1 protein-coding gene is annotated in these 780 nt (G+C 70.9%); it reads left to right on the top strand.

What is annotated here, in order from left to right; all coding sequences use genetic code 11:
• Positions 1-108: 108 nt before the first annotated feature.
• Positions 109-639, top strand: coding sequence for a hypothetical protein (locus G6018_RS05155; RefSeq protein ID WP_182638985.1), 531 nt, complete (start codon positions 109-111; stop codon positions 637-639).
• Positions 640-780 lie beyond the last annotated feature (141 nt).

The following is a 780-nucleotide window of genomic DNA, read 5'->3' as shown; positions in this document are numbered from 1 at the left end:
CTCGTCGCGCTGGCGGATCATCCGGACGCCCGTGTAGAGGAGGAACGCGGCGAAGAGGTAGAGCACCCACGAGAAATTGGCGATCAGCACGGCGCCGCCGGCGGCACAGTGACGTTCCGGACCACGGTCAGCGGTGCGGGCGCCCTGGTCTCGCGAATCGACGACTTCCACCCGGCCGGGTTCGAGCTGGTCCAGGCCCGCTCGAGCGTCTGGTACCTGCTCGGTGGGCAGACGTGGACGACCGTCACCGACGACGTGACCCGCAACTCGGCGACCAACTCGGTCAGCCACTCGGGGGCCGGGTGGACCACCCTCGGAAACGCAAGGGCCACGCTCGAGACCACCTACCGCGTGCCCGCGGATGCCACCCCGGGCGATGTGCTCAACACTGGAGCGGCCACGGATCTGGCGCTGGTGAGCGGCTACAGGGTGGCCAACCCCATCGACACCTGCGTGACCATCCGCGAGCCCAACCCGACCGAGGTCGTGACCGGCAGCCTCGACGGGCTGGGCCTGGGATCGGTGACCTCCGGCTCGACCGCCCTCGGCGACATCGGCGCCGACCCGGCCACGTTCTCCGCAGACCTGATCAACGGGCTCGACCTGGGGCAGCTGATCGGCGCGGCCGCGGGGAGCTGATCGCGGGGGCGCGGCGGCGGGGCTTGTCGTCGTCGTCCTGATCGGTGTGATCGGCGCGGTGACGACCTGCCGGCGGCGCCTGACCGGCGGCACCCGTTCGGCGGCAACAAATTCACGGTGTCTGACCGGCGGCAACAGGGG

Origin of the sequence: Dietzia sp. DQ11-44 (assembly GCF_014145205.1) — a bacterium.
GTDB classification, from domain to species: Bacteria; Actinomycetota; Actinomycetes; order Mycobacteriales; family Mycobacteriaceae; genus Dietzia; species Dietzia natronolimnaea.
Note: the sequence above shows the minus strand (reverse complement) of the source record. Positions and strands in the feature narration are given on the sequence as shown.